Genomic DNA, 25,539 nt, shown 5'->3' on the forward strand with positions numbered 1-25,539 from the left:
ACAAATTGACGCGAGCATTCTTTGCATGAAAATTTCTTTTTTCCATTTGCTATGGAACCATTTTTAACAACAGCTGAAGAGCCGCATTTTGGACATTGCATGACTTTTTTCCCCATCGTTGATTTTTTTTATCGAACGGCTAATCCCTCCTTTGAAAGCCAAGCGGTGAAGGCGTACCCGAAAGTCCGCTTTTCGCTATTATATTGTTTTTAATGATAAATTCAATATATTTTTCAGGTGCGACCCGCCTTGTCACTCATAAATCACCATTACCGAAATATATATGCAGCTCGATCACCCTTCACCTGCAAAAGAGCTTTTTAAAAACTTGGCAGCTCTTTTCGAGAAGATAAAGAGCGCGGCAAATTAACTAAACAATTTCCTTTCAATGCTGATGCGCCTGCTGCATCTGATCAAAACGCACTGGCTTGCCTGCACAGGACTTACGCTGGCAGCCATCACCGTCCTCTCGCTCCGCCCGGTGACTGTGCCTGATGTGCCGGGCGGCGACAAGACTCTGCACTTAGTCGCCTACGCCGCGCTCATGTTCCCTGCCGGCCTGCGGCGGCCAAGACGCATCGTGGCAGTCTTTCTCCTGTTCTTCCTCTACAGCGGCATGATTGAGCTGATCCAGCCGTATGTGAACCGTTGCGGCGAATGGCTGGACTTGGCCGCCAACACCCTCGGCCTTGCCTGCGGCCTGCTGTTTGCCGGGCTGCTCCGCCGTCTGACAGGCAGCCCGTCCTCAATCCGCCCCTTCAGCTGCGGCGAGTAAGAATTACTCAGTCAGTCCCGCACCGCTTGCAGAGACATGGCTGCGGCCTTATCCTTGTTGATTGACTGCTGTCAGCTGACTGTTCAGCGTCCACAGGTCATAGAGATAGCCGAAAAAGAACAGGCCGCCGGTGAACAGCCACAGGATGCCGGTCAGCCATTTGCCCATGTACATGCGGTGCGCTCCGAAAAATCCAAGAAAAACAAGCAGCAGCCAAGCTGCGTTGTAATCCTTGGCGCCTGGCGTGAAGCGGAGGTCGGCCTGCCGGTCCATGCCGGGAATCAGAAAGAGGTCAATGAGCCAGCCAATGCCGAGCAGGCCCAAGGTGCAGAACCAGATGGTGCCGGTGACCGGTTTGCCGTAGTAGAAGCGATGCACACCGAGGAAGCCGAATATCCAGAGAATGTAGCCCATTGACACGCTGTGCGTTCCGTTTTTCACCATGTTTGTTCTCCCTTGATGTTGTCGTGCAGCGCGGCAATCCGCGCCAGTGAAGTTTTGATCCGTTCTTCCGCGATCAGCCCCTGATCCAGCAATTCCTGCACAGCGGCCATGCCCTCGCCCAGAGACTCCGGGCGGCGGCTGAGATTGTTGCCGACAATCAGCAGGTCTGCTCCAGCCAGCACCGCCCGCCGCACCGCCTCTTTATATCCATAATGGTCAGTGACGGCCTTCATTTGCAGATCATCGGTGATGAGCAGCCCGCTGAAGCCGAGCCGCTGCCGCAGCAAGGCCGTGACCGCAGGCGAGAGGCTGGCGGGCAAGCCCTCCGGCTCCAAGCCGCGATGCACGACATGGGCGGTCATCACTGCGTCAGCCAAGCCGTCGCAGATGAGCAAGCGGTACGGCTCCAGCTCAACCTCCTGCCAGTCTGCGGTAATGTCCACAAAGCCGAGATGTGTGTCGCCTTTCGCGCTGCCGTGGCCGGGAAAATGCTTGAGACAGCAGGCCACGCCGTGCTGACGATGCGCCTCAATGAAAGCTCGGCAGCAGTCGGCGGCGCAGGCCGGATCGCTGCTGAAGCTGCGGCCATAGCGGGCGATGATCGGGCTGGCCGGATTCAAATTGAGATCAGCGACCGGCGCCAGATTGAGGTTGATGCCATGTTCAGCGAGCAACGCGGCCATCGCCGCTGCTGACGCGGCGCAGCGTTCCGGCCCGCATTTGCCCAGCTCCTCCGCTGTTGGGAAGGCAGGAAAACCGTCCCGCTCCTTCAGCCGCCGCACCTTGCCGCCCTCCTGATCGACAGCAATCAGCAGCGGCGCGGCGGCCAGCCCCCGCAGCTGGGCGGTCAGCTCCTTCAGCCCGGCAGACGAGCTGAAATTCTGAATCGAGCCGTCCACGTTGCGGTCAAAAAGGATCACGCCGCTGGGCGGATTCCGCTGCAAGGCAGCGGTCAGCCAGTGACTGTCGTCAAGCGAGCAGCTGTCAAAGCCGACAAGGAAAAGCTGGGCAAGGTTCATGGCAGCCACGGAAAATGATGAGCCGGGAACGCAGGAGCACTGGGTCATTTCATACCATAACGCAATCCGGCAAGGGAAGCAAATTGATTGCAAGGGAAGCTGTGGGTAAAAATTACTCACTGTCGGCCTTGGGTGAGTAGAAAATACTCAATTTAATTGGAACGAGAATCGTTCTCATTGTCAATTGCAAATAAAAAAATAATTTTTATTAATCAAAACAATATATTGCTTAAAAAGTACCACAAATATGCATATTGCCTGAAAACTGGCACGGTTCTCGCATAACGAAGGCGAGTCGGCAGAGATTGGCACAAGCCCCCTGACTTCATCCGCAGCATTCAAACGGAAGTCATGCTTCCGTCCTGTATTATTTCTTTATTTTTCTGGAGGAGAAAAAACATGGCCCAACAGCCCGCATCAAAACGATTTTTTTACCTGCTGACAGCGGCAATGACGCTGTTCTGTTCTGAGGTCTCTGCCAACGCCTCGGCGCAGGATGTGCATGAGCTGGCGGACATCTGCATGTACTCCCAACGCGTTCTCAAAGATTACGCCTTGGTCGGCATGGGAGTGATGTATCACAACCCCAAGAAGGACATCGAGGAGAACATCAAGACCATCGGCAAATACTTCAAGGACATCGAAAGCCACAAGCTGAATGACAAGCTGATGGCCGAGGTGGTTGAGGTGGAGAAGACGTGGAACGAGATCAAGCCAGAATTTGAGAAGGCACCGGACAAGGCGAAGATGAGCGAGCTGCGCAAGAAGGTGGAGGCGTACACCGTGCGCTGCGAGCAGGTCGCTGAGGACTTGGCCAAGGACACCGGCATCAAAGGCGAGCATGACGTGGTGCTGGTGGCCGAGCTGGGACTGGAGTCGCAGCGGCTGGCCGCGCTTTACCTGATGAAGGCTTGGGGTGTGGCTGATGCCGAGTATGAAAAGGAAGTGAGCCAAGTCGTTGATGAGACCGAGCGGATTTACCAGGAGCTGCTGGCCGCTGACGAGAAGCTGGTCTCCAAAGAGGTCAAAGCGAAGCTGCAAACCACGGAAAAGGATTTCATCGCCTTCAGCGTGATGGCCAAGAGCAAGTCAGGCCGTTTCATGCCCTCGGCGGCGGAGGAGAACGCCAGCAAAATCTTTGAGGCGCTGCGGGAGATTCTAGTCATGGAGCAGAAATTAGTTGAGGGTTCCGTGTCAGGATATTTCACTCCGGTGGCGGATGAGAAGGACGCTGGCCTGTTTGACAAATTCACCGTGATCGTTCGGAACAAAGAGGAGGAGAAAGCATGAAGACCGCATCCTTGAAGGTGTTCGCCGCCGCCGTCCTGTGCTGCGCCATGAGCGCGGGCAGCGCCGCAGCCAGTGTCAGCCAGCATGAGCTGACGATGATGGAGACCGCCCAAAACGTCGAAATCGCCAGTCAGAAGATCGCCAAGTCCTATTTTTACAAGCACTTGGATATTCGGGCCGATCATGCGGGCAAAGACTTGGAGGACACGGTCTCCCAGCTGCGGAAGGACATCCTCACCCTCCATCAGGGCATCAAGGGCAGCGACAAAGAGGAGAAAAACATCGCCGTGTTTCTCTCCTACACCCGCGATGAGCTGGACAAGGCGCTGACCAAGCCCTACAGTCAGGAAGTCGGCGCGCTGATGATCGACTTCAGCGAGTCTCTGCTGGAAGGCGCGGATTTTCTTTCAGGACGCTACGGCAAGGGCAAGACCGGCGAGGCGGCGATGCTGGCCGAGGTCGAGCGGCTGACCTTCCTGCTGGAGCGGGTGAACAAGTACTACATCATCCACAAGGCGGGTTTCAAAGACTACAACAATATCGTGCAGCTGGAGAAGGCGGTGCAGGATTTCGAGGCCAGCTTGGCCAAGGTCAACGCCTATGGCAGCTATCCTGACCAGGTCAAGGAGAACGTGGCTAAGATCAATCAGTTCTGGCCGGTGGCCAAGGAGTTTTATCTTGGCGTGCAGCAGAACGCTCTGCCGGTGATCGTGCTGGCCTCCACTGACAAGCTGGAGAAGGAAGTTGATGCCCTGAGGACCTACCATCAGGGCCAGATCGACTGACAGCCCTGCTGGACAGATGACTGAAAAGGCCGGGAGCTGCGCAGCTCCCGGCCTTTTTCACGTTCAGCCCCGGCTTTTCATCTCCTTCATGATCACCATGCCGACCTTGAAGTGCGGCTCCTCCTCTCTCTTGACGATGCTGTAAAATTCGCAGTTGTGACAGTCGCTGCAAAATTTCTGCATGTAAGTGCCCTGCGCGTCCGCGCCTTTGCAGAGAGTGCCGGCGATGACCCAGCAGCAGCGCCCGCCGTTTTTGCCGCCGTGAATGCCGTCCGCCCGCCGCTCATCCGCTGCCGGACAGACTCCGAATTCATGAGCCTTCGCGCCGCCCGGCCCCCGCTCGCATTGCTTCACGTCCCAGCAATTCTTCTTTTCCATTTGCTTTCTCCTCGCTTAGGTGTTTGCACACAATAGACCTCTTGCATAACTGCCCCTGCGCTCCGTGGCTGCGCCAAGCATCTGTGCGATGCCGAGGCGAAAAATTTTTCGCCCCCGCACAGGTTGCGGCTTCTGCAAGAGGTTCAAATAAAAATAAAACAGGCGCAAGTCAGCCGCTGAAGGCTGGCCTGCGCCTGCATGGCACGCGCTTCCGGTTTTACTTCTTTTCAGCCTTGATCAGCTTGTCCACGTAGACGAACTTGGCCGTCCCGCCGTCCTTCTCCACCTTGGTCAGATACACCTTGTCCATGCCCCGGCGGTCCTCCGGGCCGAAGGAGACGGCAATGCCGCCCGCGTCATAGTTCGACATGCCTTCAAGGGCGGTCTTGACCGCGTCGGAGCTGACCTCGCCCTGAACGTTCTTGACCGCCTGATGCAGGACGCTGGCAGCAAGATAGGCTTCAAAACCGCCGAAATCGTAATCCGCCGCCGCTTCGCCCATGTCCTGCTGATACTGTTTGACAATGGGCAGCGAGCTGTCCCAAGGATCAGGCACCACCTGGCTGACATAGACATTGCCGCTCTCTGTCAGCCGTTCGGCCAAGGCTTTGGAGCCGACAAAGGAGATGTTGATCATCGGCGCCTTGTAGCCCATTTTATGCCACTGATTGATGGCCAAGGCGCAGGGCCGCGCCGTGCCGACTAAAATCACCGCCTCCGCCGCATTGCCCCGGACCTGCCGCACCGCGCCGCCCACGGAAACCGTGTTGCGCTTGTAGTTCGGCACGCTGCTCCAGAAGGCGTTCCACTCGTCAACGCCTGCCTCTTCCGAAGGAATCGGCGGCACCGGCGGCACGATCTCCATGCCCTTAATTTTGTCCAGCGCCTTGACCGCGCCGACAACGCCGACCAAGCCGAACGAGTCGCGCTGGACAAAGAGGCTGATTTTTTTGATGCCCAAATCCTCGTGCAGCCGCCGCATCATGTTTTCAATCTCCGCCCCGTAGCTGGCGCGCAGGGCGAAGGAATAGGGATTCGCGGCTGGATCGCTGAGAAAATCAGCCCCTGTGCCTGCGCCGAAAAAAACAGTTTTGTTTTCGTTGGCCATCGGCACAGCGGCTTTGGCAGTGGGCGTGCCAAGATAGCCGAACAGGGCCAGCGCGCCGTCGCGGATGAACGCCGCTGTGTTCTGCCGGCAGAGATCCGGCTCATAGCCGTCGTCCTTGGTGATCAGCTCAATCTCTCCGGCAGCGCGTTTCTCAAAATACAGCCGCGCCCCTTTGGCCATCTCCTTGCCGAGCAGGGCCGTTGGGCCAGTAAGGGCGCAGGACTGGCCGACTTTGGCCGCCGCGAAGCTGCTGTCCGGCAGAAGCAGGCAGCATGCCGAGAGAGCAATCCACAACCTTGTTTTCATCTTCATGTCCTTGTCTGATTGGATTATGCCGACGGAGCCGTTTTCTCCAGCTTGAACGCGGCGACCGCCTCGAGCATGTCGTCGCCCATCGCCGCCATCTCGCGCATGGAGATGGACGCGCCCATCGTCTCCTGCGCGGTATCCAAGCTGATGCCGCCGATCTCCTTCATTTTTCCTGCCAGCTCGGCGGTGGTTCCGGCCTGCTCCTTGGACACGGCGGCCACGTCCTCAATCAGCTCGGCCACCTCATTCGAGCGGGAGGTGATCTCCTCCAGCTTGGCCAGCGCGTTCTGGGACAGCTTGGTGCCCTGCACAACCTCCTGGATGCTCGCGTCCATGCTCACGCCCGCCTCGGTGATCTCGCCGAGAATGTTGCGGATCAGCGTCTCAATCTGGCGGGTGGAGACGGCGGCCCGCTCGGCGAGCCGCTGGATTTCCTCAGCAACAACCGCGAAGCCGCGTCCTTCCTCGCCCGCCGCAGCGGCCTGGATCGAGGCATTCAAGGCCAGAATTGAGGTCCGGTCGGAAATTTCGTTGATGTTCCGGGCGAAGTCGCTGATCTCCTGCGAGCTTTCACCGAGCCGCTTGATGGCGCGGGCGGTGTTCTGGACGTTGCTGCGGATGGCCTCCATCGCATGGCTGGTCTCGCGCACCGCCGCCGCGCCGTCCTCAGCCACGTGGCTTGACTCCTTCGAGGAGCCTGCCGACTGCACCGCCTTGTCCGCCGCCTTTCTGATTTCCTCAGTCAGGAAGCCGATCTTTTCGACCGCCTCGTTGATCATCTTCGACTGCGCGTTGTTCTGCTCGGCCAGCTCTCCGGTTGACTCGCTGAGGACGTTGGCGGTGGAGCCGACCTGCTCGGCGGAGTCCTTGATCCGGCGGAAGGCCCGGCCAAGGTTGTCGAGCATCAGGTTGATGGAGTCGGCCAAGGTGCCGATGACATCGTCGGTCACGGTGGCGCGGATGGTCAGGTCGCCGTCGGCCAGCAGGGTGAACTCCTCCAGCAGCTGGATGATCGAGCTGTTCAGCTTGTCATGCTCCTCCTGCCGGGTCTGGATCAGGTTCTCAATAGTGCCGGTCATGGTGTTGAAGTCGCCGGCCAGACGGCCCAGCTCGTCATTGCTGGTCACCCGCGCCCGGCCGCTGTAGTCACCCCGCTCAACTTTGGTCATGACCTCCATGATTTCATCCACCTGCCTCGTCATGCCGCCGGCGACGAGAAGGCTGACCACGGCGATGAGCAGAGCTGCCGCCAAGGCGATGCCGCCGATGAACCACATCAGCTGCGTGATCGGCTGATGCACCTCGTCATAGCTGAGCTCAGCAATGACCGCCCAGCTCAAATCCTTGTACTTGAACAGCTTCCACGAGGAGAGCACTTTCTCGCCCGCGCCGTTGCTGATGATCCGGGTGTCGGTGTTGCCTTTGAACGCGTCCTGCACCGCATCGGTGTCAATTTTTGCTTTAGGATTGAGCAGGGTGGTCTCCACGCCGTATTTTTTCGCATCCGCCGATTCAGAACGCCAGAGCTTGTCCTTGCCGATCAGATAGGTGTCGGCGCTTTGAAAATCCTGTCCGGCAGTGCCCTCGAAACGGCTGCGGATGTCCATGACCGCGTTGATCTGATTGATCGGAATCTGCAAGGCGGCGATCATGATGATCTTGTCCTTGTCCACGATCGGCGCGGCAAGAAAGGCGGCGGCCACATTCTCCCCTGCCGGCTCGTAAAAGCTGTAGTCGCTGACCGTCACGTTCCGCGTCTCGACCGCCTTGGCGACAACGCCTGAGAAGCTGCTGCCCGCATAGGGGCCGGTCAGGATATTGGTCAGATGGTCGCTTTTCTTTTTGGCGGAATAGAAAATATAGCCGTCCGGGTTGACCAAGTAAAGGTCAGGAAAGCCGTAGGCTGCGGTCAGCTCGCTGAGATGGTCGGTCGTCTGCTCATTGACGGTCCGCTTCGGCGTCACCGCGCCCGCCTGATCCATTTCGACCAGAAGCACCCAAGTGGTGTCGTAGAGTTCCACCGCAGTGTAGGAGGAAAGCACGTAGTCGCCGCGATAGTTGATGGTTGTCTCCTCGCCGCTCTCGCCGGACAGGGCGTAGACCACGCTTTCCGTGTCAACAACAAAGGCCGGGTTGGCCAGGGTTGGCTCCTCAAAGTACACTGAGTTGGAGCGGAACATGCCGTCCACGCCGATCATGTAGGACTCGCCCTGCTCGCCGAGGCCGGGCGTGTCCCGCATGATCCTGTCCAGCGCGTCGTTTCGCAGCCGGAAAAGGAACACGCCTTCCAGCCGGTCTTCGTTGACTAACGGCGCGGCGAAATAGGCGACCGCCTCATCTGTGAAAAAGGAGGAGCGGCTGTAGTCAATGAAGGCCGTCTCCTGCAGACCTTTTTTCAGGGCCAGCGCCTCCGCGCTGCCCTCCTCAGCCGCCGCGCCGGCGGGAATGCCGCTGGCCGTGGAGTAAAGCATCTGGCCTGTGGGGCTGATCAGCGTGAGGGAGTCAAAGTCGCGCTGGGACAGCCAGAGCTTCATGAAGCCGACCAAGCTGCTGTCTATCTCCTGCCCGGCGGCCCGGTCGCGGGCCACTTTGAGGAAAAGGGACTGCTGCTGCGGGCTGGCGCTGAAGGTCTGCACATCCTGATACCGCATCTGGAAGTAGTCAACCACCTGCCGCTTCTGCAGATCTCTGATCGCCGCCAGCTTGATGAAAGCCTCCTGCTGGAGGAGGTTCATGGTTTCGGAGATGTTCAGCAGCGTTTTTTCCTGCTGGCTGAAATATTCCTGCAGGGCCTGCTCCTGAAAGGTCAGCGAGCTTTCCAGACTTTCAAAGGACTGCCGCTGAAGCGCCTGGGACGATTTCATGTAGCTGATTCCCGCGATGACCGCCATCGGCACCAAGGAGATCAGGAGGAGCCAGAAGAGCAGCTTGCCCTTGATGCTCCGCTGCCACGAGGTGGTGAGCAGGCCCTTCAGGTTCGCGGCCTTCAGGCGGCTGACGAGCAGCTCCGCCGCTTTTCCTTTCAACGCTTTTGCCATTTTTTCTCCTCTCAATCACAAAGATTATTCCGCGCCTCAAACCGTCTCTGCCGCAGGCGGACGGAGCGCGGGCAGCAGATCCGGCACCAGCAGCAGCGCATCTTCATGCGCAAACAGCCCTTTCAGGAAGGCGGGGTTCAAACCGCTGTCCGCCGTCTCCGCAGCCGCCGCCTGCCGGGGCAGGCCGCTGGCGGCGACGCGGTCCGAAACTTTGAGCACGCAGCGCAGCAGGCCGCCGCCCGCCTCGGCGACCCGCACCACCATGTACAGGCTGCGGGCCGGGACGAAGCGGATGCCGTGCAGCCGGGCCGGATCAAGCACCGGCAGCGTCTGCCGCCGCCAGACGCAGAGGCCGAGCAGCCAGTCCGGAGCAAAGGGCAGGGGCCGCACCTCGGCCTCCCGCAACACCTCCTCAACCTGCCGGGCTGTGAAGAGCAGTGCCGGCTCCCGGCCCAGCACCTCGGCTCCGGTCAGCCGCGCCGTCACTGTTTTCAGAGCCGACCGCTTTGTTCCCTGTTCATCCGGCATATTTTTTTCCATCCGGTGTTTTCCGGCTCGCGCTGTCTTGACAGCGCAGCACAATTTGATCGATCAAATATTGAATGATGCTGCTGCTCAGACCTTTTTTCCGCACCAAAGCGGCCAGCTCCGGCGGCAGCTGCTCAATGCCGAGCCGCAGCTCCTCGTCCGGCTGCCGCCGTTTGAAGCAGGCGACTGTCCAAGCCATGACTTTTTTGAAGGTTTCCTCATCAATAGCGGCGGATTCTTCTTTCTGCCGCTCCGGCGAAGGAGGAGGTTCCGGCTGCGGCTTTACCTCTTCTTGGTCTGAAGGGCAGGCGCAGGGGGCTTCCCCCACAGGTTTAACGTCTTCGGATTCAGGTTCGACGACGGGTTCTTCTTCGTCAAGGAAAGCGAGACGCTTCTCATCCGTGGCGGCAGGCAGTTCGTCGTCCACAGCAGGAGGCTGCGCCTCTGTCTCGGCAGCTTCCTTCGGTTCCGTTATTTTTTCGGTAAAGAACTCATTCTCCGGCTCCTCGTCCGCTGTTTCATCCGCCGTAGAGGCGGTTCGCGAACCGCCCCTACAGAACTCCTCCGGCAGAGCCGCCATGCCGATGCCCCCGCCCAATTCCTCAGCGACCGGGAGCAGCTGGGCCGGTTCCAGCAGCAGCACCGGCGTGTCGCCCCAGATCGTCACCTGCGGGCAGAGGCGGGCAGCCAAGCGCGGGCAGGCGGGCGGCAGCGGACCGGGCGGGTTGATCAGCTCCACGCCGACAGCGGCGATTTGGTCAACGACGAGAAAAACGCCGCGCAATTCCAAACAGACCGCGTCCGGCGGCGGTGTTCCGCCCGGCTGCCGGGCCAGCAGCGCGCCGAGCTGCACGACCGCGCCGCCGTCCTGCCGGAGCAGCGGCACGGCCTCAGCCCAAGGCATCCGGCCAAGAATATCCTGCTCCGAAATGCCCAGCAGAAAGCTGCCGCCCTGCACTATACAGATATTCTTCATGGTTTTGAGCTGAAGAGGCGGTTCATCCGTTCATCTCCGCCGGAACCGCCCCGGAGGTCATGCTGCGGATCAGTTCAATGGCTTCATCTTCTTTGAACGGCTTGGTCATGAAGCCGCGCGCGCCGAGCTGGGAAGCCTTCTCGCGGTATTTGTCCGCGCTGCGGGAGGTGAGCATGACCACCGGAATATGCTGGAATTCCGGCTGGCTTTGCAGTGCCTGCAGCACCTCGAAGCCGTTCATGCGCGGCATCTCCACATCCAGCAGCACCAGATCGGGCTTCTCCTCGCGGATGCGCTCCAGCGCCTCGATGCCGTTGCGGGCAATGGTCGGCTGCCAGCCCTGCTGGAGGAGGAAGTTGGAGACCACTTTGCGCACGCTGATCGAATCATCCACCACCAGCACCTGGAGCGGCTTCTCCTGCTCCGCCGCAGCCAGAACGGCTTCGGCTGCCTCGGCGGTCAGCTCCGCCCATTTTTTCAGCAGATCGTCCGTCTGGAGAATGGGCACCAGACTGCCGTCGCCCATGATGGTCACGCCCGCGATGCAGGGCACGCTGCTCAGATGGCTGCCCAAATCCTTGAACACGATGTCGCGCTGGCCGATGATCTGCTCGCAGACAAGGGCCGCCTGCCTGCTGCCCGACTGCACGGCCAGCACGGCCAGCTCGCTCTCCGGCGGGGCCTCGCCTTCCATGCCGACGCGGAAGCCGGGAATGGCCGCCGGATTGAGCAGCCGCAGCCTGAGGCCGTCCACTTCGCATTCAGCGGCGGCAAATTCTTCCGGCCGCAGGCGGGCCGCGCTGGTGATGTCGTGCATGGGCACGGCGTAGACCTGTCCGGCCAGCCGGGCCAGAACCGCATGAAGCTGGGCCACGGCCACCGGCAGAAGGATGAGCAGCTCCAATCCTTTGCCACGTTCTGAGAAAATCTCAATCGAGCCGTTGAGCAGCGCCACTGCGTCGCGCACCACGTCCATGCCCACGCCGCGTCCGGCAATGCTGCTGACCGCGCCTGTGCTGGAGAAGCCGTGCCGGAAGATGAGCTGAGCCAGCTTTTCGTCGCTCATGCCGCCGACGCGCTCCAGCGGGTAGAGCTTCATGCCCTTGGCGCGGATCGCGTCGTAATCCAAGCCTTTGCCGTCGTCCTTGATCCGCAGGGAGAACTGGCCGCCGCGCCGTTCGGCCTTGATGTGCACAGTAAGCTGGCGGTCCGGGCTGCCGCCGTGGGCCACTGAGTTGCGGAGAATGTGCATCAGCGCGTCGGCCATGGTGTCCCAGACGCGGGTGTCCATCATGATCGACTCGCCTTCCAGAACGAGCTGGGCCGGGTGGCCGGTGCTGCGCTCGGCCTCGCGCACAGTTCGGTGCATCCGGGCGGAGAGCACCGAAAGCGGGGTCATGCGCAGGCCGATCATTTTGTTCTGCACGTCTTTCAAAACCCGCGCCTGCCGCTCAACCGTCCTCTGCCAGGCGATGTTCTCCAGCGCGCTCTGGGTCATGATCGAGTCGAGGTCGCTGACCGCCTCGCTCAGGGAGCGGATGAGAATATTCAGCTCGGAGTAGCGGTCCATCTCCAGCGGGTCGAAATCCTCGGTCAGGCCGCCGCCCGCCTCGCCCGCGCCGCGCAGATAGGGGATGGTGGCCAGCTCGTAGCCCGCCTCCAAGCTGTGATTGATGCTCTTCAGACGTTGCAGGATCATGCCCAGCTCGTTGAGGGTGCCGGACATTGCCGACATCGAGGACTCAAAGCTGCTCAGGTTGATGACCATGTCGCCGCTCAGGCCGACCACCTGGTCAATCCGGCTGATGTCAACGCGCAAGGTGTTGATTCTGCGCACGCCGCCCTGCTGCTGCTCCGCAGCCGGAGCGGCAGCAGGGGCTTCCGCAGAAGGTGTTTCTTCCTGAACCGGCGGCGGAGGCGCGGCTTCTTCCGGCAGCGGCCTGCTCAGTGCTTCTTTGGCAGGCTGCGCCGTTTCTCCGGCTATGATGCGGCTGAAACGGGCTGTGACCGCCGCCTTTTTCTCCGCCGCATCGCCAGTCGGATTCTCGGTGATCCGCACCAGCAGATCCGCGCCCTCCTGCATGGCGGCAACCGCCTGCGGCCCCAGCGTCGGCGACTCGTCGTGCAGCCAGTCCAAGAAATCCTCGAACTCGTGGCCCCACGCCGCCACCGGCTCAATGCCGATCACCGCCGCCGCGCCTTTCAGCGTGTGCACTGAACGGCGCAGCGAGTGCAGATTCTCCCGCAGCAGCGGGGAAAGCGCGGTCTCGCCGTCCACTGCGGCGGCCAGCTCCTTCAGCTGCTGGTCAATGTTCTCCAGATGCTCGGAGGTCTCCTCGCGGAAGCACTCCATCAGCTCTGGATCAATCGCTTGACCGGCAGCCTCCTCTTCCGGGGCGGCGGCGAACAGCTCCTCGTCAGCCGCCGCAAACAGCCCGTCGTCAGCAAGGGCATCCGGCGCGGCTTCTTCCACCTCTTCTTCGGCAAAAAATACGTCCTCCCCCGATGCGGAAGGCAGGTCAGCCGTTTCCGGCTGCGCATCAGAGGCGGACGTAAAAGCGGGCGGCTCCGCAGAGGACGGCGGAGCGTTTGTCATGATATTCTGGAAGCGGGCGGCGGCGGCCTGCTGCCAGGCAGCGTCCGCTCCAGCAGAGTTGTCAGCCAGCCGGGCGAGAATGTCCGCGCCCTCCTGCATGGCGGCCACATCGTCCGGGCGGAGAGCCGGAGCCTCATCGTGGAGCCAGTCTAAAAAATCCTCAAACTCGTGGCCCCAGGCGGCCACTGGTCTGATGCCGATCACCGCCGCCGCGCCTTTCAGCGTGTGCACCGAGCGGCGCAGCGAGTGCAGATTTTCCCGCAGCGGTTCAGAAAGGACAGTCTCGCCCGCCACCGCCGCCGCCAAATGTTTGAGCTGAAGATCAATGTTCTCCAGATGCTCGGCAGCCTCCTCGTTGAAGCAGTCCAGCAATTCCGGGTCAACGGCCTCTTCCTCTTCCTTGTCTGCGTCGGCGGCAAAGAGATCTTCGGCCTCCGGCAGTCCGGCAAATAAGGCTTCCTCATCTTCCGGCTCCTCCCCGCTGTCGGGCAGGCTGGCCAGCGGCGGCAGAGGCGCGGCTTGGGCGGTCAGCATTTCGCGGAACTTGGCGGCAGGATCGCTCGCCCCTGATGCGGGCTGAGGAAAAACAGCGGAAAGCGCGTCGTCGAAGACCGGGAAAACATCCGCCTTCCCTTTGTCCGGCTGCCCGGACTCGGCGGCAGGAAGAAATTCAGCAAAGGGATCAGCTTCCGGCGAGGCAGACGGCTCTTCAGCAAAAAGGTCCGCCTCCGCTTCAAAATCGGTTTCCGGCTCAGAAAAGAGCGGCTCCGCCGGAACAGCGGCTGGAAAGAGCGGATTTTCCTCCGCCGCGTCCGGGCTGACTGCGAAGAGGTCGTCAAACTGAATTTCCGCCGCCTGGCTGGCTTCACTGTCGGTGAAAAAGTCCTCAACCTCTGAGGCGAAGCTCTGCTCCGCCGCCTCTTCTTCCGGCTCCGGCGCGGCGGGACTGTCCGCCTGGACGGCGCGGAACGCAGCCAGCGCAGCCTGCTGCCGCTCTGTCAGGACAGAGGCCGGATCAGCGGCCAAGGCCGCCAGCACCGCCTGCCCCTGCGCCGCAGCAGTCAGCGCCTGCGGATGCAGGGCCGGGGCCTCGTCGTGGAGCCAGTCCAAAAAATCCTCAAACTCGCGGCCCCACGCCGCCACCGGCTCGATGCCGATCACCGCCGCCGCGCCCTTCAGCGTGTGCACCGAGCGGCGCAGCGAGTGCAGGCTCTCCCGCAGCGGCTCAGTCAGCGCGGTCTCGCCGTCCACTTCGGCGGCCAGCTGCTTCAGCTGCCGGTCAATGTTCTCTAAATGCTCGGCGGCCTCCTCGTTGAAGCAGTCCAGCAGCTCAGGATCAACGTCAGGATCAACGGCCCCGGCAGCGGCGGCGGCTCCGCCATTGGCCTCAAAATTCTCACTGAGGTCAAACACTTCCTCTTCAGCCGGGCTGCCGCCGCTGACGGAGAGGAGCTGGTCGAGAATGCCCGCGATCGAGTCGCCGCCGCCTTCGTCAGCAGAGGCGGACGGCGCGGCGGCGGTTTCCTCAGGCGGCAGCGGCGCGCGGCCTTTGGCCTGAAAGGCGGCCAGCGTCTCCTGATGCAGCTCGCCGCCCTCCTGTTTGGCTTCTTCAACGCTGCGCAGGGTGCAGAACGCGTCAATCCGCTGCATGGCATCGCTGAACAGGGAGATCAGCTCCTCGTCCATGACCTGCGTCCCGGCCATGACCTGATCCATGACCTGCTCCAGCAGTCCGCCTGTCCGGCTCAAATCGTCAAAGCCGACCATCGCCGCCGCGCCTTTGATGGTGTGGGCCATGCGGTGCAGCTCTTCAACGGCGGCATCGTCGCGGCTGTCCAGCTTCAGAGTGTGCAGACAGCCGCGCATCTGGGGCAGATAGCCCTCCACCTCGCTCAGGAATTCAGCTGCAATCTCATTGGCCGCCGCGTCGTCCATCTGCCTGTTCCTTCATGAGTTCAAATGAGGCGGCCTCAATTCAGCCTGAGAGCGGCGAGGAGCTTGGTGCTGTCAAAAAGGTCCAGCTCATGCTCGCTGCTTTCGGCCAGATACAAGGCCCTGCCGCTGAGAAATTCCGCAGGCACCGCCGCCGACCCGCCGTCAGCGGGCTGCTGCTCCGCCCGCTGGTAAAGCAGGCGGGTGCCGGTGATCTTGTCCACTGTCACCGCTGTTTTCATCTTGCCGCCGCCGTCGTGAAGAATGAGGACTGTGCGGCTTTTTCTGCGCCCGGCAAGACTGAAGAAAACCGCGAGATTGGTGACCGAGACTATTTCGCCCCGGATGTTGGTCACGCCTTCCGCCCAAGCGGGCAGGAAAGGCAGCGGCCGCAGAGTCTCCAGCTCGCCGACCTCCAGCACCAAGGACAGCGGCACAGCCAGCTGCTGTCCTGCCAGCAGGAAGCAGAGATGCCTGCCGATGGCGGTCAGCGTCTCAGCCTGCGCCGCGCCGGTGTCAGCCAGCTGCTCCCGGCGCAGCGCTCCTGCGGTTTCCTGGTCGATTTCCGCAAGCAGCGCGGCCAGCGCAGTCTCCGCGCCGCTGCTCCCCTGCTGGGCGGCCATGCCTGCGGCCCGGCTCAGGCGAGCAGGCCTGTCACAGCCTTGAGTAGCTCCGCCGGATCAAAAGGCTTGGTCAGATAAACATCCGCGCCCTGCTTCTTGCCCCAGAACTCGTCCGACTTCTGATTTTTGCTGGTCAGCAGGATGACCGGAATGCTCTGCGTTTCCGGCGCGGACTTGATGGTACGGCAGGCTTGAAAGCCGTTCATCTTCGGCATGACCACGTCGAGAATGATCAGGTCAGGCTTCTCCGCCCCGGCCTTGGCCACGCCCTCCTCGCCGTCGCCTGCGGTGACGAGCGTGTATTCCGGGCCGCTGAAGACATCCATGATCAGCTTGAGTTCAGTGGGGCTGTCGTCAACGATCAGCAGTTTCTTTGCCATGTCCGTTCCTTTTTTGCTTGAGGTTCAAAGTTCGTGCTGCGAATCATTCGGCCTGCGCGGCAGCCGGGCGGGAGGCCTCCGGCCCTTTTTTATCCAGAATGCCGTTGACCACGCTGATCAGCTCCGCCGGTTTGAAAGGCTTGGTCAGATAGGCACTGGCAGAGGAGAGGTGGCCCTTGACCTTGTCGATGATCCGGTTCTTGCTGGTCAGCATGACTACCGGAATCTCCTTGGTCTCGCTGTTTTTTTTAAGGATGGAAAGTATCTTGTAGCCGTCTATTTTCGGCAGCATGATGTCCAGCAGCACCATGTCGGGCCGGTCGTCGTTGAGCTTGCTCAGCGCCTCCACGCCGTCCACCGCCTCGATCACCCGGAAGCCGCCGCTCTGCAAGGTCATCTTGATGACCTTGCGGGTGGTGGGGCTGTCCTCAACCACCAGAATGGTGCGTTTGTCAGTCTGATTGTCGATCAGCTGCCGCTCCCTTCTCGCTCCGGCCTGCTCCGGCCTGCCCGCGCCGCCGCCGCCCTCATCCAGCTTCTGGCTGCTGGCGATGTGCTCGACAATCTGCCCGACCTGCTCGGCCACCTTCTGGTAGCGGCTGTCCACCTGAATGATCGGCATCAGCAGGTCAAAATAGGTCAGCGCCTTGTCAAAGTCGTTGAGGTTGAGGTAGGCGGCTCCGGCGTAGAAAAGAATTTTCGGATTGACCTCGGCGGCCAGCACCCGCTCAAAGCGGCCGGCGGCCTGAAGGAGCAGCCGCCGGTCAACAACTTGCGGATCCAGCTTGGCCAAGGCCGACGGCTCGGTGAGCAGGCTGGCCTTGCAGCAGGGACAGGCAGGCTGCTGCTCCTGCGGGGCGTAGCAGAAAGGGCAGCGCATGATCTTCGCCTCCGCCGCGCCGCCCAGCTGGCGTGCCTTCTCCACCTCAGCCAGCACGTCAGGATTTTCCGGCTCCAGACGGTGGGCTTCAGCCAGCGCGGCCTTGATTTTCTTCGGATCCGTGACCGCCCGCGAGAGCCAAAGCCAGCCTGCGGCGTTTTTGCGGTTCTCTTTGACAAAGGCCATCAGCGGCTTCTGCGCCTGCGTGAACTCCAGCCGCTCGCAGAGCCGGACACCTTCGTCAAGAAGCCGCTGCTGCTGATTTTGGACCTCGTCCTCCTCGCACTGATGATCCTTCTGGATCATGGCGTTGATGAGCAGGTTCTGATTGCTTTTATGCACCCGCCGCACCAGATTTCTGCTGTCCAAGAGGCAGCTGCTGACCTGCACGCCTTCCATGCTCAGGAGCTTCAGTGCCGCCTCCTCGCCGACCAGCTTGCCGCAGACCGCGTCGTAAATCGTGCCCTGCACCAGAAAGAGGCTGCCCCGGAATTCCTTGCAGTTCTGCTCGATGCACTGGCTGATGTCGTGGTGATCGCTGCTTTTATGCACATCCAAGCGGCAGGTGGTGCCTTCGGTCTCCATCAGCTGGACAATGCCCACCACTGAGAATTCGCCCAGATCGCTTTTTTTGTGCTGATTTTTCAGGCCGCGCAGGATCGCGTCCGCCAGCTCCTGCGACATGACCGGCTTTTTGAAGACCTGAAAGACCTTGCCTGCCAGCCGCTCCTGCAGCTCCGGCAGCTCGTAGGAGGTGATGACAATGCAGGGCAGATCAGGATGCCTGTCCTGAAGATAGGCAAGGAGCTGAAAGCCGTCGCCGCCGGGCATGACGATGTCTGTGACCACAAGGGAAATGCCCTCGTCCCGCTCCAGCGCCGCCTCCGCCGTCTTGATGTCAAAAGCGTGAACCAGCTCGAAGATGCTGCTGTATTTATTCAGCGTGGAGTTGATCAGTCCGTGAATGACCTGGTCGTCGTCAACCAGCAGTACTTTTTTCATGTGCATTCCTTGCGCGTTGCCGCATCGTCCGCAGATGCCGCTTCGGATCGGTTCAGGAAAATGTCAGGAAAAAATCCGCGCCGGAAAAACGCCGCAGCAGGCGCGGCATGCAAGGGCAGGCGCAATTTCGCAAAGGAAAAGGTCTGCGGGCGGAAACTTGCGGGGCAGGCGCACATTTTTTCCTTCAGCTGCGTGAAAAGCGGAACCGGATAAATGTCCGGCCAAGAAATTCTTCCATCTTAATTAGGCCGACGCTGTTTTGTCAAAACAAATTCATCGCCGTCCAGCCCGCTCCGTGCGGAAAACTTCGCGGCGCAGACCGGACAGCGGCAGACAAGCTGCTGAAAAGACTGCATAGTGGCAGGATTCAGGCAAAGTCTTGAGAATTATTCTCAAAATAATAAATTTCTCAATACCGCAGCCCTGTCCGCTCACGAACCAGATCCAAGGTGACGGCGGCCTTGGCCCGCGCCTTCTCCGCGCCCTGCTTCAGCGTCTGCCGCAGCCAGTCCTCATTGGCCCGCAGCTCCTTGCGCCGCGCCCGCGCTTCGGCGTAACAGTCGCGGATCAGCTCGAACAAATCCTGCTTGAGATAGCCGTAGGCCGCGCCGCCGTTGAGATAGAGGCTGCGCACCTCGGCCATTTTCTCCGGCGGCGCGAAGAGCTTGAGCAGGGCGTAGAGATTGCATTTGTCCGGGTCTTTCGACTCCTCCACCGGCGTGGAGTCCGTCTGCACGGCCATCACCCGCTTGCGCAGCTCCTTGTCCTCCAAGAAGATCGGGATGGTGTTGCCGTAGGATTTGGACATCTTCTGTCCGTCTAGGCCCGGCACAATCGCTGTGGCCTCGCTGATCATCGCCTCCGGCAGGGTGAAGGTCTCGCCAAAGGTGTTGTTGAAGCTCACCGCGATGTCGCGGGCCACTTCCAAATGCTGCTTCTGGTCTTTGCCCACCGGCACCAGCTCGGCCTGATAGAGGAGGATGTCAGCGGCCATCAGCACTGGATAGGCGAAGAGGCCGTGGCTGGCGGCGATGCCTTTGGCGGTCTTGTCCTTGTAGGAATGGCAGCGCTCCAGCAGGCCCATTGAGGTGACGTTGGACAGCGCCCAGGCCAGCTCGCAGACTTCTGGCACATCCGACTGCACCCAGAAGGTGCATTTGTCCGGGTCAAGGCCAAGGGCGAGAAAATCTGCCGCCGCGTCCAGGGTGCCTGCGGCCAGCTTCTTGCGGTCGTGCACGCTGGTCAGGGCGTGGAGGTCAACAATGAAGACGTAGAGGTCGGACTGCTCCATATTGGCGATCATGCTTTTCATCATGCCGAAATAGTTGCCGATATGAAGCTGGCCCGAAGGCTGGATGCCGGAAAGGATGCGTTTCATGGTCTCTGCTGGTTGAAGTGACAGTTGGCGGCAGGCGGAAATATACCAGCCGCCGAGCTTGGCCGCAAGAAAAGCGGCAGCCGCGCTGGCCACATTTTCTCTTGACAAATCCTTTCACAGCTCTATGATTGACTGCATGAGCCGGGCGGCAGGGCCATCTGGCGGTCCACCATCATGAAAAAGGAGGAGTTCATGCAAAAGTATGCGGCAGAATTTGTCGGCACATTCTGGCTGGTTCTCGGCGGCTGCGGCAGCGCGGTGCTGGCCGCAGCCTTCCCGGATGTGGGCATTGGCCTGCTCGGTGTTTCGTGCGCCTTTGGCCTGACCGTGCTGACCATGGCCTTCGCCATCGGGCATGTTTCCGGCTGCCACCTCAACCCGGCAGTGTCGGTCGGGCTGTGGGCAGGCGGACGCTTCCCGGCCAAAGAGCTGCCGCAGTACATTGCCGCCCAAGTGCTGGGCGCAATCGCGGCAGGCGCGGTGCTGTACATCATCGCCAGCGGCAAGGCGGGCTTTGAGGCTTCGGCAGGCTTTGCCGCCAACGGCTACGGCAGCCATTCGCCGGGCGGCTACGGCAGCCATTCGCCGGGCGGCTACGGCCTTTTCTCGGCCTTGGTGACGGAAGTGGTCATGACCATGCTCTTTCTTATCGTCATCCTCGGCGCAACCGACAAACGCGCGCCGCAGGGTTTCGCGCCGATTGCCATTGGCCTCTGCCTGACGCTGATTCATCTGATCAGCATTCCGGTGACAAACACCTCCGTGAATCCTGCCCGCAGCACCGGCGTTGCTCTGTTTGCAGGCGGCTGGGCTGTTGGCCAGCTCTGGCTGTTCTGGCTCGCGCCGATGGTCGGGGCCGTCCTTGGTGCCGCTGTGCACCGCTTTCTCAGCAGCGAGAGCAAATAAGCCTTTGGCCGTTTGATCCTTTTCTTTTATCATGCTCTTCACTGAACCGCTCCGCCGACTGCTCCTGCTGCTCTGCCTGCTCCGCGCAGCCGGGGCTGAAGGAGGCATTTTGTTCTGACGGTCAAAAGAGCAAGAAGACACTCCGCAGCCACGGTTCAGTTTCTGAGCCGTGGCTTTTTTATTGATCTGTGCCATTCAAGGGATGCAATGCAGGCTGATAAATTGAGCAAATACCGCCCCTGTCCCCCGGTGCCGCTGTCCAACCGCACCTGGCCGGACAAAACCATCACTGCCGCGCCGGTCTGGTGCTCGGTTGACCTGCGCGACGGCAACCAAGCCCTGCGCCAGCCAATGAATTTAAGCCAGAAGCTGGAGATGTTCCAGCTGCTGGTGGAGATCGGCTTCAAAGAAATTGAGGTCGGCTTTCCGGCGGCCTCAACCATAGAGTACGACTTCCTCCGCCTGTTAGTCGAGGAGCGGCGCATCCCGGATGATGTCACGGTGCAGGTGCTGACGCAGGCCCGCGAACCGCTGATCCGCAAGAGCTTTGAGGCATTGCGCGGGGTGAAAAAGGCCATCGTCCACCTCTACAACTCCACCTCGACCTTGCAGCGGGAAGTGGTCTTCAAGATGAGCCGCGAGGAGATCATCGCCCTTGGCGTGGAAGGAGCGCGGGTTATCCGTGAGGAAGCAGAGCGGTTCGAGGGCGGGGATATCCGCTGCGAGTACTCGCCGGAGAGCTTCACCGGCACTGAGCTGGACTTTGCTTTGGAAATCTGCGAGGCAGTGGCGGCGGTCTGGCAGCCGAGTGCAGCCCGGCCCGTGACGCTCAACCTGCCTGCCACGGTCGAGATGTCCACGCCGAACATCTACGCCGACCAGATCGAGTGGTTCATCCGCAATCTGAAGCAGCGCGAGGGCTGCCGCATCAGCCTGCACGCTCACAACGACCGGGGCTGCGCCGTGGCCGCCACTGAGCTGGCCCTGCTGGCCGGAGCTGACCGCGTTGAAGGCACGCTCTTCGGCAACGGCGAGCGCACCGGCAACGTCGATATCCTCACGCTGGCCTTGAACATGTTCAGCCAAGGCATTGAACCAAAACTGGACTTCTCCCACATCAACCGCGTGGCCGAGGTCTATCAACGCTGCACCGGCCTGCCTGTGCATCCGCGTCATCCGTATGTCGGCGAGCTGGTGTACACCGCCTTCTCCGGCTCGCATCAGGACGCGATCAGCAAGGGCATGGAGGCGATGGCGCAGCGTCCCGACGGCCTCTGGGCAGTGCCGTATCTGCCCATTGACCCAAAAGATGTGGGCCGCAGCTACGAGTCCATCATCTGCATCAACAGCCAGTCCGGCAAGGGCGGCGCGGCCTATATCATGAATCAGGAATTTGGCTACAAGCTGCCCAAAAAGATGCGTCCCGGCTTTGGCCGGGTGGTGCAGGAGGAGACCGAGCGGGTCGGCAGCGATCTTCCGGCGCAGGCAGTGTTCAAGGTTTTTGAGCGGGAGTATCTTCTCCAGCAGCAAGGAGGCTTCCGACTGAAGCGGTTCGATGTGCTCAAGCGGCATATTGATGATGACGAAAGCACCTCCGCCGCCGAGATTGAAGCGGTCTTGGAGATCAACGGCAGCGAGGTGAAGCTGCGGGGAACCGGCAACGGCGTGCTGGATGCCTTCTGCGCCGCCCTGAAAAAGGACGCAGGGCTAGACTTCTCGCTCACCTCCTACCATGAACACGCCCTGACTGAAGGCGCGGCAGCCAAGGCTGTCACCTACATTGAGGTGATGGACAACAGAGCAGGCGGCGAAGCATGGTGGGGCGCGGGCGTGGACACCGACATTATTATTTCCTCAATCAAGGCGCTGCTGAGCGCGCTCAACCGGATGCAGGCGGGACGCTGATATGAAAAAGATATTTACAGGAGCCGCCTTGCTGCTGTTTGCCGCAGCATGGACGGCGCAGGCGGAGCAGATCGGCGAAGTCAGCACCGTGTTCAAGCTGCTCGGCGCGAATCACAAAATTGTGGTCGAAGCCTTTGACGACCCCGACATTCCCGGCGCGACCTGCTACGTCAGCCGGGCCAAAACCGGCGGCATCAAAGGCTCGCTCGGCTTGGCGGAAGACACCTCGGACGCTTCCATCGCCTGCCGTCAGACCGGGCCGATCACACTGCCAAAGGATGTGGCCAGCGGCAGGCGCGACGGCGAGCGGGTGTTCCGCAAATCCACCTCGATCCTGTTCAAAAAGCTGCAAGTGGTGCGCTTTTACGACCCAAAGCGCAATGTGCTGATCTATCTGACCTACTCCGACAAGCTGATTGACGGCTCGCCCAAGAATTCTGTCTCGGCGATTGAGATCAGACCATGGCGGCAGGAGCCGCCGCCGCCCGTTCCTCAGCCTTGATCCGTTCCCACTGCTCCCGGAGCTGCTCGTCCGAGGGCATGGGCCTGCCGTCGGCAGCAAAGACATGCGGATGCCGCCGCCGCATTTTTTTGCAGATGGAGCTTAAGGCAGCAGCGGACGAGCAGCGGCCCTGCTCCTCGCAAATCCGCAGCAGCAGGGCCAAGACAAAATAGAGATCGCCTGCCTCCTCGGCGATATGCCGGCCGTCGTCGCGGTCAATGGCCTCGGCCAGCTCCGCCGCCTCTTCGAGCAGGTATTTTTTCAAGCTGGCGGTCGTCTGCCGCTGATCCCAAGGGCAGCCGCGCTCGGAGCGCAGGGTTTGGACAATGCCTTCAAGCTGCTGAAAGAGCTTGACAGACTGCGCCGCTTCCGGTTCAGTAGGGTTCTGAACAGCTGAATTCAACGAGGTGCCTCCATGAGCGAGAGAGTGATGTTTTTTCGGCCTTATCCCTTTGCGCCGGGACAGAAAATCCATATCGAGGAGGGGCCGCGCCAGGGCGACTGGGTTGTTGCCGCCGCCGATGAGCGCAAAGTGACGCTGCGCTGCCCGGTTTCAGGCCGGGAATTTGCGTGGGACCGCTTCTGCTACTTCATCGAGGAGCGGGAAGCGGAGTTCCCTGCCCGCAGTCACCCTGCGATGCCGATCAATTTGACCGTGTAAACAATCACTTTTCCGGCCAGCGGGTGGTTGTAGTCCACAGTGACCATGCCGTCGCGCACGGCAGTGACTTCAGCCGGAACTTTGACGACCTCGCCGTCGCGGCCCATGTTCAAGGTCAGAATCATGCCGGGCTGGGGATCAGGTTTGCCGTAAAAGGCGGAGAGGGGAATGTTTTGCACCAGTTCGGGCAGATGCAGGCCGTAAGCATCCTCCGGCTGCACGCATATCATTCTGGCCTGTCCAGGCTCCATGCCGAAAAGGCAGGCTTCGACTGCCGGGCAGACAGTCCCGCTGCCGATGGAAAGGGTCACGGGCTGTTCAGTCCGCTCGATCACTTCGCCATTTTCAAGGGCGGCTGTGTAGGTTATGGTGACGGTGTCGGTCAAAGCGACAGGAGGCATGGTTTGTCCTTGGCTGTTGTTGGTTGGCATTTTTGCCTCTCTATATAAAGGAATTTTCGCGGTCTGGCAAGGCTTTGGACAGGCGGAAAAAGATTGCGCTCCGCCGGAAAAAGGCATATCATTGCGCCCTCAACATACATACACAGCACTATGCGGACGACGTTGAACATTGACAGCACGCTGCTTGAAGAGGCGCGTGTTCTGACCGGCATCAAGGAGAAAACCGCTTTGGTCCGGCAGGGGCTTCAGGCATTGATCGAGCGGGAGAGCAGCCGTCAGCTGGCCGCGCTTGGCGGGAGCGAGCCGGAGCTGAAGCCGGTTCCCCGGCGGCAGTCTGAAGAACGGCGATGATTCTGGCAGACACCTCTGTTTGGATAGACCATTTCCGGGCGAGGGACGAGCGGTTAGTCTCGCTGCTGAACGCCGCGCAGGTTGTCATCCATCCCTTCATCATTGGCGAGCTGGCCTGCGGCAATCTTAAAAACCGGGCCGCGCTTCTCGCCCTGCTCAGGAATCTTCCTGCCGTTCAGCCCGCACAGCACGAAGAAGTTTTGTATTTCATCGAACACAACGAGCTGATGGGGCGGGGAATTGGTTTTGTTGATGCGCACCTGCTTGCCGCGCTTGCCTTGAGCAGCAGCATCCTGCTGTGGACACGCGACAAACGCCTTGCGATCTTGGCTGAGGAGCTTGGTTTGGTCTTCAAAGAAGATCAGCATCCCCTGTGAAAACATGGAACTGGAATGCGCGAAATACGGCGAGAAGATGGACTCGGCTGATGCGGCGTGCAGACATCCGGGCGATTACTGCCAATACCGGAAATCCTGCATGATTCAGTTCATCGAGCGGGAGAACAGGGGGAGCAGGTCGCAAGCGGCGAAGGCTGAAAAGAAGGATTGATTTTCTAAAAAATGTTTATCCAAGGAAGAAAAAACTATGAATCTTCATCTGCATTTCACTGTTGAATACCTGCTGGCCATTATTGCGGGAGTCGCCATTTTAATCACGCCAAAACTGCTGAATTACATTGTGGCGATTTATCTGATTGCGGTTGGTGTGATTGGGATTCTGGGGCTTAAAATATAGCCCTGAAGGCAAAGCCCGCTTGCTGCCAGCACGGAAAACTGTCTGAAGCAATTTATGTGTTTTCTTCGCAAGCTCTTTGGCCGCAGAACCAAGCAGGCTGCGCCGCCAGCGGAGCGGCCTCCCCGTCCAGCCGATTGGAATCTCACCTTTGCCGATTTGATGGCTGAGATGAAGGCCGGGAAGCGGAAATCTGTCGGGCAGCCGGAGCTGGATTGGGCGCGTGATTACGAACGCAGTCTGATTCCGATGGCGATACGGTTTCCGCAGAAAGGCGATGTGTATGAAGTCCTTGAGGATATGGAAGTGGAGTTCATGACCGCATGGGCTGCGCCGTTCACAGGCGGCGGCAAAGGAATGCTCATGAAGGGCGAACGGGTGATTGTGCATTTTGAGCCTGCTGAGGCAAAGCCGATTGGGGCGTATGCAAAGGCCGTGGAATACAAGGCGGTTGAAGAGCGCATGGTACCTGCAAGCGACCGTACTTCGCGGAAATATGGAGGATTTTATTTCTATTTCAGCACGATTGAGCTGAATACGAAGTTTGCGCTGGTGCGGAGAGAATTAATACCTAATGATTCCGTTGTCTAAGCAGAATAACGGCGGTGATTTTGTCATGTTGATTGCAAAAAAAAATGGA

27 protein-coding genes are annotated in these 25,539 nt (G+C 60.2%); 12 read left to right on the plus strand and 15 right to left on the minus strand.

What is annotated here, in order from left to right:
* On the minus strand, positions 1 to 116 hold a 116-nt coding region (locus tag ACNKH3_RS05390), incomplete at its 3' end, for a transposase (protein WP_420208537.1).
* Positions 117 to 394: 278 nt separating this feature from the next.
* Here ACNKH3_RS05390 and ACNKH3_RS05395 point away from each other — a divergent pair.
* Positions 395 to 775, plus strand: a complete 381-nt coding sequence (locus ACNKH3_RS05395) for a VanZ family protein (protein ID WP_420208506.1) — start codon at positions 395 to 397, stop codon at positions 773 to 775.
* A gap of 48 nt (positions 776 to 823) precedes the next feature.
* Here ACNKH3_RS05395 and ACNKH3_RS05400 read toward each other — a convergent pair whose 3' ends face one another.
* Positions 824 to 1,219 carry an NINE protein gene (locus tag ACNKH3_RS05400; protein ID WP_420208507.1) on the minus strand — a complete coding sequence of 132 codons (396 nt, stop codon included), beginning with the start codon at positions 1,217 to 1,219 and terminating at the stop codon, positions 824 to 826.
* Entirely contained in the window at positions 1,213 to 2,238 is a 1,026-nt protein-coding gene (locus ACNKH3_RS05405) for a glycoside hydrolase family 3 N-terminal domain-containing protein (RefSeq protein WP_420208508.1), read from the minus strand. Before ACNKH3_RS05405 ends, ACNKH3_RS05400 begins: the two co-directional genes overlap by 7 nt.
* Positions 2,239 to 2,637: 399 nt before the next feature.
* Here ACNKH3_RS05405 and ACNKH3_RS05410 point away from each other — a divergent pair, with 399 nt between their 5' ends.
* Both ACNKH3_RS05410 and ACNKH3_RS05415 read left to right on the plus strand, forming a co-directional pair.
* Positions 2,638 to 3,528 (plus strand): hypothetical protein, encoded by an 891-nt coding sequence (locus ACNKH3_RS05410; protein ID WP_417917004.1) that lies wholly within the window; start codon positions 2,638 to 2,640, stop codon positions 3,526 to 3,528.
* The gene (locus ACNKH3_RS05415; protein ID WP_417917005.1) at positions 3,525 to 4,313 is read left to right on the plus strand and encodes a hypothetical protein; all 789 of its coding nucleotides are present in this window, start codon (positions 3,525 to 3,527) and stop codon (positions 4,311 to 4,313) included. Before ACNKH3_RS05410 ends, ACNKH3_RS05415 begins: the two co-directional genes overlap by 4 nt.
* A gap of 63 nt (positions 4,314 to 4,376) precedes the next feature.
* On the opposite strand, the gene ACNKH3_RS05420 is transcribed toward ACNKH3_RS05415, so the two are convergent.
* The 10 genes from ACNKH3_RS05420 to trpS all read right to left on the minus strand — a co-directional run bounded on the left by ACNKH3_RS05420 (position 4,377) and on the right by trpS (position 19,441).
* The gene (locus tag ACNKH3_RS05420) at positions 4,377 to 4,691 is read right to left on the minus strand and encodes a two-CW domain-containing protein (RefSeq protein WP_417917006.1); all 315 of its coding nucleotides are present in this window, start codon (positions 4,689 to 4,691) and stop codon (positions 4,377 to 4,379) included.
* A 217-nt stretch (positions 4,692 to 4,908) separates the two neighbouring features.
* On the minus strand, positions 4,909 to 6,105 hold the full coding sequence (locus tag ACNKH3_RS05425) for an ABC transporter substrate-binding protein (RefSeq protein ID WP_420208509.1): 1,197 nt from the start codon (positions 6,103 to 6,105) through the stop codon (positions 4,909 to 4,911).
* 23 nt (positions 6,106 to 6,128) lie between these two features.
* Positions 6,129 to 9,146 carry a methyl-accepting chemotaxis protein gene (locus ACNKH3_RS05430; protein WP_417917008.1) on the minus strand — a complete coding sequence of 1,006 codons (3,018 nt, stop codon included), beginning with the start codon at positions 9,144 to 9,146 and terminating at the stop codon, positions 6,129 to 6,131.
* Between the two features lie 36 nt (positions 9,147 to 9,182).
* The gene (locus ACNKH3_RS05435) at positions 9,183 to 9,674 is read right to left on the minus strand and encodes a chemotaxis protein CheW (RefSeq protein WP_417917009.1); all 492 of its coding nucleotides are present in this window, start codon (positions 9,672 to 9,674) and stop codon (positions 9,183 to 9,185) included.
* Positions 9,664 to 10,650, minus strand: coding sequence for a hypothetical protein (locus tag ACNKH3_RS05440; RefSeq protein WP_420208510.1), 987 nt, complete (start codon positions 10,648 to 10,650; stop codon positions 9,664 to 9,666). Before ACNKH3_RS05440 ends, ACNKH3_RS05435 begins: the two co-directional genes overlap by 11 nt.
* Positions 10,651 to 10,672: 22 nt before the next feature.
* Positions 10,673 to 15,181, minus strand: a complete 4,509-nt coding sequence (locus ACNKH3_RS05445) for an Hpt domain-containing protein (RefSeq protein ID WP_420208511.1) — start codon at positions 15,179 to 15,181, stop codon at positions 10,673 to 10,675.
* A gap of 35 nt (positions 15,182 to 15,216) precedes the next feature.
* Positions 15,217 to 15,801: a chemotaxis protein CheW gene (locus ACNKH3_RS05450; RefSeq protein WP_417916537.1), complete on the minus strand. Its 585-nt coding sequence runs from the start codon at positions 15,799 to 15,801 to the stop codon at positions 15,217 to 15,219.
* 14 nt (positions 15,802 to 15,815) lie between these two features.
* Positions 15,816 to 16,181 (minus strand): response regulator, encoded by a 366-nt coding sequence (locus tag ACNKH3_RS05455; protein WP_417916538.1) that lies wholly within the window; start codon positions 16,179 to 16,181, stop codon positions 15,816 to 15,818.
* 43 nt (positions 16,182 to 16,224) lie between these two features.
* Positions 16,225 to 18,063 (minus strand): response regulator, encoded by a 1,839-nt coding sequence (locus tag ACNKH3_RS05460; RefSeq protein WP_420208512.1) that lies wholly within the window; start codon positions 18,061 to 18,063, stop codon positions 16,225 to 16,227.
* A 409-nt stretch (positions 18,064 to 18,472) separates the two neighbouring features.
* Positions 18,473 to 19,441, minus strand: a complete 969-nt coding sequence (trpS, locus tag ACNKH3_RS05465) for a tryptophan--tRNA ligase (RefSeq protein WP_420208513.1) — start codon at positions 19,439 to 19,441, stop codon at positions 18,473 to 18,475.
* Between the two features lie 174 nt (positions 19,442 to 19,615).
* On the opposite strand from trpS, the gene aqpZ reads away from it, so the two are divergent.
* The 3 genes from aqpZ (at position 19,616) to creA (ending at position 22,754) form a co-directional block, all read left to right on the plus strand.
* Complete coding sequence (gene aqpZ / locus ACNKH3_RS05470; RefSeq protein ID WP_420208514.1) at positions 19,616 to 20,347, plus strand: aquaporin Z; 732 nt, start codon at positions 19,616 to 19,618, stop codon at positions 20,345 to 20,347.
* 207 nt (positions 20,348 to 20,554) lie between these two features.
* Positions 20,555 to 22,252: a 2-isopropylmalate synthase gene (gene leuA, locus ACNKH3_RS05475; protein WP_420208515.1), complete on the plus strand. Its 1,698-nt coding sequence runs from the start codon at positions 20,555 to 20,557 to the stop codon at positions 22,250 to 22,252.
* Between the two features lies 1 nt (position 22,253).
* Positions 22,254 to 22,754, plus strand: coding sequence for a protein CreA (gene creA / locus ACNKH3_RS05480; protein WP_420208516.1), 501 nt, complete (start codon positions 22,254 to 22,256; stop codon positions 22,752 to 22,754).
* Here the strand turns inward: creA and ACNKH3_RS05485 are convergent.
* Positions 22,708 to 23,157, minus strand: a complete 450-nt coding sequence (locus ACNKH3_RS05485; RefSeq protein ID WP_420208517.1) for a MazG nucleotide pyrophosphohydrolase domain-containing protein — start codon at positions 23,155 to 23,157, stop codon at positions 22,708 to 22,710. The two genes, creA and ACNKH3_RS05485, sit on opposite strands and share 47 nt — an antisense overlap.
* 12 nt (positions 23,158 to 23,169) lie before the next feature.
* Between ACNKH3_RS05485 and ACNKH3_RS05490 the strand changes: the two genes are divergently transcribed.
* Positions 23,170 to 23,415 carry a hypothetical protein gene (locus ACNKH3_RS05490; RefSeq protein ID WP_420208518.1) on the plus strand — a complete coding sequence of 82 codons (246 nt, stop codon included), beginning with the start codon at positions 23,170 to 23,172 and terminating at the stop codon, positions 23,413 to 23,415.
* On the opposite strand, the gene ACNKH3_RS05495 is transcribed toward ACNKH3_RS05490, so the two are convergent.
* Positions 23,382 to 23,846 (minus strand): FKBP-type peptidyl-prolyl cis-trans isomerase, encoded by a 465-nt coding sequence (locus tag ACNKH3_RS05495; protein ID WP_420208519.1) that lies wholly within the window; start codon positions 23,844 to 23,846, stop codon positions 23,382 to 23,384. The genes ACNKH3_RS05490 and ACNKH3_RS05495 overlap by 34 nt on opposite strands.
* 120 nt (positions 23,847 to 23,966) lie before the next feature.
* Between ACNKH3_RS05495 and ACNKH3_RS05500 the strand changes: the two genes are divergently transcribed.
* The 5 genes from ACNKH3_RS05500 to ACNKH3_RS05520 are packed head-to-tail and all read left to right on the plus strand — an operon-like array spanning position 23,967 to position 25,490.
* Positions 23,967 to 24,167 (plus strand): type II toxin-antitoxin system VapB family antitoxin, encoded by a 201-nt coding sequence (locus tag ACNKH3_RS05500; RefSeq protein WP_420208520.1) that lies wholly within the window; start codon positions 23,967 to 23,969, stop codon positions 24,165 to 24,167.
* Positions 24,164 to 24,544 (plus strand): type II toxin-antitoxin system VapC family toxin, encoded by a 381-nt coding sequence (locus tag ACNKH3_RS05505; RefSeq protein ID WP_420208521.1) that lies wholly within the window; start codon positions 24,164 to 24,166, stop codon positions 24,542 to 24,544. Before ACNKH3_RS05500 ends, ACNKH3_RS05505 begins: the two co-directional genes overlap by 4 nt.
* 4 nt (positions 24,545 to 24,548) lie before the next feature.
* Positions 24,549 to 24,716, plus strand: a complete 168-nt coding sequence (locus ACNKH3_RS05510) for an RNA polymerase II-associated protein (RefSeq protein WP_420208522.1) — start codon at positions 24,549 to 24,551, stop codon at positions 24,714 to 24,716.
* A gap of 36 nt (positions 24,717 to 24,752) precedes the next feature.
* Complete coding sequence (locus tag ACNKH3_RS05515) at positions 24,753 to 24,902, plus strand: DUF3096 domain-containing protein (protein WP_420208523.1); 150 nt, start codon at positions 24,753 to 24,755, stop codon at positions 24,900 to 24,902.
* A 54-nt stretch (positions 24,903 to 24,956) separates the two neighbouring features.
* The gene (locus ACNKH3_RS05520; RefSeq protein ID WP_420208524.1) at positions 24,957 to 25,490 is read left to right on the plus strand and encodes a hypothetical protein; all 534 of its coding nucleotides are present in this window, start codon (positions 24,957 to 24,959) and stop codon (positions 25,488 to 25,490) included.
* The last annotated feature ends 49 nt before the right edge of the window (positions 25,491 to 25,539 follow it).

Source organism: Candidatus Electronema sp. JC (assembly GCF_048287365.2).
Classification (GTDB): domain Bacteria; phylum Desulfobacterota; class Desulfobulbia; order Desulfobulbales; family Desulfobulbaceae; genus Electronema.